The organism is Pseudanabaena cinerea FACHB-1277 (assembly GCF_014696345.1).
In the GTDB taxonomy this organism is placed as follows: Bacteria; Cyanobacteriota; Cyanobacteriia; order Pseudanabaenales; family Pseudanabaenaceae; genus Pseudanabaena; species Pseudanabaena cinerea.
In genome coordinates this window covers 47,877-55,311 of record NZ_JACJPY010000021.1, presented here as the reverse complement: position 1 = coordinate 55,311, position 7,435 = coordinate 47,877, and the positions used below count along the sequence as shown (strand labels likewise).

At 43.6% G+C, this 7,435-nt stretch carries 4 protein-coding genes; 2 read left to right on the top strand and 2 right to left on the bottom strand.

Features of this window, described 5'->3' with window-relative positions:
* Positions 1–170 precede the first annotated feature (170 nt).
* Entirely contained in the window at positions 171–410 is a 240-nt protein-coding gene (locus H6F44_RS08925; RefSeq protein ID WP_190350601.1) for a ribbon-helix-helix domain-containing protein, read from the top strand.
* Between the two features lie 8 nt (positions 411–418).
* Here the strand turns inward: H6F44_RS08925 and H6F44_RS08920 are convergent, their stop codons facing one another.
* Positions 419–1,303 carry a VWA domain-containing protein gene (locus H6F44_RS08920; RefSeq protein ID WP_190350600.1) on the bottom strand — a complete coding sequence of 295 codons (885 nt, stop codon included), beginning with the start codon at positions 1,301–1,303 and terminating at the stop codon, positions 419–421.
* A gap of 435 nt (positions 1,304–1,738) precedes the next feature.
* Here H6F44_RS08920 and leuS point away from each other — a divergent pair, with 435 nt between their 5' ends.
* On the top strand, positions 1,739–4,318 hold the full coding sequence (gene leuS / locus H6F44_RS08915) for a leucine--tRNA ligase (RefSeq protein ID WP_190350599.1): 2,580 nt from the start codon (positions 1,739–1,741) through the stop codon (positions 4,316–4,318).
* A 68-nt stretch (positions 4,319–4,386) separates the two neighbouring features.
* On the opposite strand, the gene H6F44_RS08910 is transcribed toward leuS, so the two are convergent.
* On the bottom strand, positions 4,387–7,431 hold the full coding sequence (locus tag H6F44_RS08910) for a CHAT domain-containing protein (RefSeq protein WP_190350598.1): 3,045 nt from the start codon (positions 7,429–7,431) through the stop codon (positions 4,387–4,389).
* Between the last annotated feature and the right edge of the window lie 4 nt (positions 7,432–7,435).

Below are 7,435 nucleotides of genomic sequence, written 5' to 3'. Positions count from 1 at the left end.
ATCTTTCCTAGTCGAGCCAAATTTGTCGGGCTTATGCTGGCGGTGTTTCAACCTGTAACTCACTTGCTATTCTAATATAAAGCCGTGCTGGAAGCACGGGGTTTTAAACCCATTTTTCTGATAAGGTAGTTTAGGCGATCGGCAGAAATATAAATTATTACTTTAATACCATGAATGTTAGCGTCCCTATCCCCCAAGAACTTGAGACTTATATCCAATTACAGATTCAGTCTGGAGGTTACAACACAGTCGCAGACTATTTCTTAGCACTGTTAAATCAAGATCGGCAAAAAAAAGAAGCTCAAGCAAAATTAGCGAACTTATTGCAAGAGGGCTTAAACTCGGACCCCAAAATAGTCACACCAGATTATTGGCAAAATTTACGCCTGTCGTTTCTAGGCTCAGATTAAAGTCTCTATTATTTGGTGATTTTTACAATGAATTCTTTCTGAACAGTATTTTCACCATTCAAAGTTAAAGTGAAATAATTTTTGGGTACTTTTTCTCTTTTTGTGATTTCCTGCCCATCAAGCAAAATTTGCAAACTATCACTAGTCGGCTTTATCCAAAGCTCCTTTCCTTCCCTTTTCAGATAACCTATTGATTCACCAGCAGCACAATCAAAAGAATCTATTCCTAAATCATATCGATCTTTCATTTTTTCAATCTCACCATCATTAATAGAGATCTTCCAATCCTTGCGACTGGCATAAATATGTAAACCACTCAGAATCAATCCTATTAACACAGCAATGCTACCAACTCCAAAGATTAATGCTGGTAGCCATAACTGATTCACCAAATAAGGTGTAACCAAACAATTACTTTGTCCGTTAGGCGCATAGGTACAGACCTCTTGAACTGTAGGCGCAATATCAACTACGGTTAGTTTGTAATTATCTTTAATTTGATGAGATCGTTCTGGCTTATTTAAAAGATCTAAACCTTGCAACCAAGCGCTTCTATCCTTGCTTTGTTCAGAATTAGCATCACGAAAAGGACTGTTAGGCGGCGTTTCAATCCAATCTTGTTCTGTAGCAGGAGACTTGCTAAACAATGGTGCATCTGTCATCCAGATTACTGATTGACGATAAATTGGTTGCTTTGCAATCAGTCGCTCTTGATTGAGTTCAGCCAATCGCCGATAAATTTTCCCCTCAGCGTTTTGAATATCCGTGTTGCGTAATTTAGGATCTGCTTCAAAGCTCAAATTACTCAGCAGTTTAGTTTTGTCCTCATTAGAACGAATAACTATTGGCTGTTTAGACAACTCTGTATTATCTATATCCGTTGCAAAATCCACAATATAAATGCGATCGCCAACCTGTAAAGCATCCCGAATAAGCTGTGTGATCCTTGTGCGTCCCTCCTCCTCAATCCTCACACTCTGAGTGCGATCGATTGCTATAAATATTTCCCGCCCTTGATTTGGAACGAATTTAGATACAATCTCTAAACCAAAACTCTGTTCTGGGGATAATTTTTCTTTTGATGGATAAACTATGTTGGATGTCATACAGAGATAAATTAAGGATAAGTCAAGAAAAAATAGCACATCTATCCGTATGCATCATAATCTAAATTACGATGATCACTGAGTCGCACCAAAACTTTAGCGCTAGTTCAAAATTAAACTTGATATATGGCTGATAGTAAAGCTATGCTAGTTTAACTTGGTTAGCATTGATTGCTTAAATCCCTTGTATCATCATATTTTTCTCGCGTTAGTTGATAAGTAATGGACACCAGATATACCCCCCAGCAGATCGAACCCAAATGGCAACAAGTTTGGGCAGAGAAACAACTTGACAAAGTAAGCAACGATGCAGTTAGTGCAGACAAAAAGAAATTCTATGCGCTGTCAATGTTTCCCTACCCATCGGGCGATCTGCATATGGGTCATGTCCGTAACTACACGATTACCGATGTGATAGCCCGTTATAAAAGAATGCAGGGCTATCAAGTGTTGCACCCAATGGGCTGGGATGCCTTCGGATTGCCTGCGGAAAATGCGGCGATTGATCGCAATACCCATCCCGCGAAATGGACTTACGCAAATATCGACAATATGCGATCGCAACTTAAACAAGTGGGCTTGTCCTACGATTGGGATCGTGAACTGGCCACCTGTTCACCCGAATATTACAAATGGACGCAATGGATCTTTTTGCAATTTTTAGAAGCGGGTTTGGCCTATCAAAAAGAAGCCAAGGTGAACTGGGACCCCATCGATCAGACCGTAATTGCCAATGAGCAAGTAGATAGTGAAGGGCGCTCTTGGCGCTCGGGCGCGATCGTGGAGAAACGCAAATTGCGCCAATGGTTCTTGAAAATTACCGACTATGCCGAACAACTGTTGCAAGATTTGGACAAGCTAGATGAATGGCCATCTAGCGTCAAAATTATGCAAGCCAATTGGATTGGCAAATCGACAGGTGCAGAGCTAAGTTTTGCGATCGTGGGCAGTGAAGAAAAAATCACAGTTTTCACGACCCGTCCTGATACGGTTTACGGTGTGAGCTATGTCGTGCTTGCCCCAGAGCATCCCCTAGTCGAGACTTTGACTAGCACCGATCAAAAAGAAGCCGTTGAAACATTTATTCAAGAAGTCAAAAATCTTAGCGAAATTGATCGCACCTCTGACGATCGCCCTAAGCGTGGTGTAGCGATCGGCGCAAGTGTAGTTAATCCTTTTACTGGCAAAGAGGTTCCCATTTGGATTGCCGATTATGTTCTCTTTGAATATGGCACAGGTGCTGTTATGGGCGTTCCTGCCCATGATGTCCGTGATTTCGCCTTTGCCAAGCAGTATAATCTTCCCATTCAAACCGTAATTATTCCAAACTCCCCTCTCCCTATGGGAGAGGGGCAGGAGGTGAGAGAATCTGCCTATACCGAAGCAGGAATCATGGTCAATTCGGGAGAGTTTAACGGATTGGATTCCGTAACTGCGAAAACCAAAATTATTGAACTTGCGGAAAAGAATCAATGGGGAACTGCCAAAATTACCTATCGCTTGCGTGATTGGCTGATTTCGCGCCAAAGATATTGGGGCTGTCCAATTCCTGTCATCCATTGCCCTGAATGTGGCATCGTTCCCGTTCCCCATGCTGATTTACCCGTAATTTTGCCTGAAGATGTGGAACTCACAGGGCGCGGAGCCTCGCCTCTCGCTCAAAAGGAAGATTGGATCAATGTTCCCTGTCCCTGTTGCGGCACGCCAGCCAAGCGCGAAACCGATACGATGGATACCTTTATTGATTCTTCTTGGTATTTTTTGCGTTTCAGTGATGCCCAAAATGATCAGGAGATTTGCGATCGCAATGCGGTAAATAATTGGCTACCCGTCGATCAATATGTGGGCGGTGTTGAACACGCAATTTTGCATTTGCTCTATTCCCGTTTTATGACTAAAGTTTTGCGCGATCGCGGATTACTCACTTTTGATGAACCCTTTACGCGCTTGCTGACTCAGGGCATGGTACAGGGCCTAACCTACATGAATCCCAACAAAAGCGGCAAGGACAAATGGGTTCCTTCGGCTTTAGTTGACCCGAAAGATCCGAAAGATCCCAAAACTGGCGAACCTTTGCAAGCTCTCTATGCCACGATGTCCAAATCTAAGGGCAATGGGGTATCTCCTGAAGTGGCGATCGCTAAGTATGGAGTCGATACTTTGCGGATGTTTACACTCTTCAAAGCTCCTCCTGAAAAAGATTTGGAATGGGAAGATGCCGATGTCGAAGGTCAGCAACGCTTCTTAAATCGCGTATGGCGCTTGGTGTCTAGTTTTGCGGAAACTAGGCAAAATGGCATCTCTGACAAAATTGATCGGAACTTGCGTCGTGCCATTCACATCGCCATTAAGGAAGTTTCCGAAGATTTCGATGGCGGCTATCAACTGAATACCGCCATTTCCGAGTTGATGAAGCTTAGTAATGCTTTGCAAGACAATGAAGATAAATCTTCTACTACTTTTTTAGAAGGTATTGAAACTCTCCTAACTTTGCTTGCTCCCTTTGCACCACACATCGCTGAGGAGCTTTGGTCATTAATTGGTCACACTGACTCGATCCATTTGCAGCCTTGGCTCACCCATGATCCCGATGCGCTCACTGTTGATGAGATTACCCTCGTCATTCAAATCAATGGCAAAGTACGCGGCAGCCTCCAAGTGCCATCTAGCGCCAGCAATGATAAGCAAGCCTTGGAAGCATATGCTCGCAGTTCCAGTGCGGCGCAGAAGTATCTCGAAGGCAAGGAGATTAAGAAGGTGATTGCTGTTCCTGGCAAGTTGGTGAATTTTGTGGTTGTCTAAGGTTAAATCGAAGACAACGTGTAAAAATAACTCTTGCCATTTCATCAAGCCATTTCATCAAGCCATACTCATAACCCATTGCCAATCAGGATAAATGGCGACCAGTAGTAAGGATGACTAAATTCATCATTACCCTTAATCAAGCTACGCTGAGACTTAGCGAGAACTGAGGCTTTGGTAATCTGCGGATCTGAGAGTAGATCGTAAAAGCGATCCATCAAAGCCTGTGTTCCACCATCGGACACTTGCCAGAGCGAAGCGATCGCCGCCTTGGCTCCCGCATATTCCATTTGATAACCAAAACCCATAATTTCTGTGCCATTGCCCAATTTGCCGCCCAATCCTGTCTCACAGGCACTAAGAATCACCAAATCCACATTCTGCAAAGACCATGTAGCCACATCCCGCAGTGAGGCGCGACTGCCATCACCAAATAATACAAAGGAATCTTCAGGATCTCCAGTCACAAAAGCAGCATGGGTAGCGAGATGGATAATATTATAATTTTTAAATTTATCAACTGTAGATTTGACGCTAAAGTTTTGATCTACGAGCTTGACGGAATTGGGAAGTTTATCGGTCAAATTCTCAATTTCTTTACCCGCAAAGGGCAACCCAGCAAAATTGAAAACTTCGCCATTGACCTCAAAAATGTAGCGACCCGTAATAAAAGCGCCAGCCAGTACGCGCAAAGGTTGATTGCGGCGACGATCGCTCAATTTGGTGAGACTAGCTGCCGTAATTGTATTGATGGCATAGCGTTCCACTAGCCATTGCTTGCCATCATGGAGCGCGGCGATCGGCAAATAGCGTAACTGTCCATCGGGCGCATAGATAATCGTCTCTACTCCTGCCCTTTGCAAATCCGCAGCGATGGGGGCAATCAGCCATTGATAAAGCTGTTGTGAGGAATCCAATACATCTAAAGAAGAAGGATCGCGCACTTCCGAACGGAATTTTACGATCAATTGGTTAATCGCCTCGCGTTTAACATTGACGGTACGGCGGATCACATCACCTTTTGCAGGAACCAAAATTAGCTCTAGACGATCTTCCAAAATCAAGGGGTATAAAATCACCGACTTTTGTGATAACTGCTGCAAACTGCTTTGCAGACTAGTGAATTGTTGGAGATTTACATCCCCGCTAGTAGTTCCTGTCACCTGCTGCAAAATAGAAACCACCGCAGGATTTTGAATATAATTATTAAGCTGTTGTGATGCCAGTTCTTGTATTTGGAGCAGTTCTTGCAATTTTTGTGATTGCGCGGCAGTACGGTTTTCAGGCGTGATTTTTAAAATCTCGATCGCCTCCTGCCCCGATTGAATCATGCGATTTTGAATGGCATTGTAATCTATCAAAAAACGACGTTCAGGATCTAATAAACTGATGCCCCTAGCCGTATCCACATTGCCCCGCACATTTTTGAGATAATCATCCAGTTCCTGCACCTTCAACAAATCTAGAACTTGCTGCGCTTCTAAAACCCGATTTTGCTTGAGCAATAGGTCGGCTAGATCGCGATAGGTTTGAGAAACCTTGCCCGTGAAGATATTCTGTTCTGCTTGCGATAGCGATCGCAGTTCCTTACGCAGTTGCTCGCGCAGATTTACTGACTGCTTATAAAAAAGAATTGCTAATTCGGGCTGATTGGTATTTGCAAATAGTTGTCCAAGCTGACTAAGGGCGATGCTCTCTTCGGCTCTTTCCCCGATCTGTTGATGGATTGTTGCCGCCTGTTGATAGAGATCAATTGCTTCAGGATAACGCTTGAGATCCGTATAAATATTGCCAATATTACCAAGGACGATCGCCTCAGTAGAGAGATTGCTTACCTTTTTTAAAAGTGCCAATATCTGATCGTAGGTTGTCAAAGCTCGCTCGCTTTGCCCTAGTTCCCCATAGGCAAGGGCAATATTATTCAGGGTTTTGGCTTGGGCGGGCAGATCTTTGAGTTCTTGATGAATTTTATAAGCCTGTTGATAATAATCTAGCGATCGCTGCACCTGCCCCTTATCACCATAAATAGAACCAATATTACTGAGAAATACACTCTCTGACTGACGATCGCCCAACTTTTGGACTTCTTTTAAAGCCTTTTGATAATATTCCAAAGCGCGATCGTACTGCCCGATCGCCTTATAGACACTGCCAATATTGCTGTTAGTGATAGCTGCTTTTCGGAATTCTAAGGCCTCTTCCGCTAATTTTAGTGAAGACTTGTATGAATCCAGCGCTTGAGCATATTTGCCCTGACTCAGATAAACAGTCGCAATATTGTTAAAAATAGAAGATAGCACCGAAATATTTTTCTCTGCTTGGGCAATTTTTTCGGCTTGTCGGTAATAATCTATTGCTTGATCCGAGCGACCGAGGCGGCGATAGGCATAGCCAATATTGATCAAGATACTCAAAGGCTGATTGGGATTAGACAGACTTTGATTTATTTTCAAAGCCTTCTGACTCAATTCCAAACCCTTACTAGGATTACCCATCTCGATATAAATGTAGCCAAGGCTATTGAGAATTGACACCTCCCGATTGCCCAAATTGGCGGCTCGCGCCTTGGTCAGGGCTAGTTCATAGGTGGCGATCGCCTTCGACTCATCATTGATCGAACTCAGCACATATGCCAAATTCTGCAAAACAAACACTTCCTCTTGGCGCACTGGTTGCAGATTTTCTGGGGGGAGATTGCCTGCTTTTAAAAGAATCTCCTGAATGATTTGCAGTGACTGCTCATAGCTCGCGATCGCCATCTTTAACTGCTTTTGAGCAAAATAGGTATCACCTAACAAATTCAAAGTCCTTGCTTCCGAAAAAATATCCCCAGATTTCCGAAAGATAGCGATCGCCTCTTGAAATTTACCCAAAGCCCCCGTAAAATCTCTTGACCGCAAATACTGCCTACCCGCAATCACCAATTGAAAACCATTGGCGCTTTTCTCCACTCCAGGCGCAGCACTAGCAGGCAAATTTGGGTCAGCCTCAGCCAGTTGTGTCTCCGCCGCGATCGCCCCTCTCTCTGTAAATGTCTCCATGAATATTTCCATGAATATATTCAGAGGGGCAACGATCAAACCAATCGCAGTAACCAAGAAATAGGGTTTCATAAAT

What these genes read in the sequence shown, in the direction of transcription:
- H6F44_RS08925 (WP_190350601.1), top strand. Translation starts at nt 171, where the DNA reads ATGAATGTTAGCGTCCCTATCCCCCAAGAACTTGAGACTTATATCCAA.
- leuS (WP_190350599.1), top strand. Translation starts at nt 1,739, where the DNA reads ATGGACACCAGATATACCCCCCAGCAGATCGAACCCAAATGGCAACAA.
- H6F44_RS08910 (WP_190350598.1), bottom strand. Translation starts at nt 7,431, where the DNA reads ATGAAACCCTATTTCTTGGTTACTGCGATTGGTTTGATCGTTGCCCCT.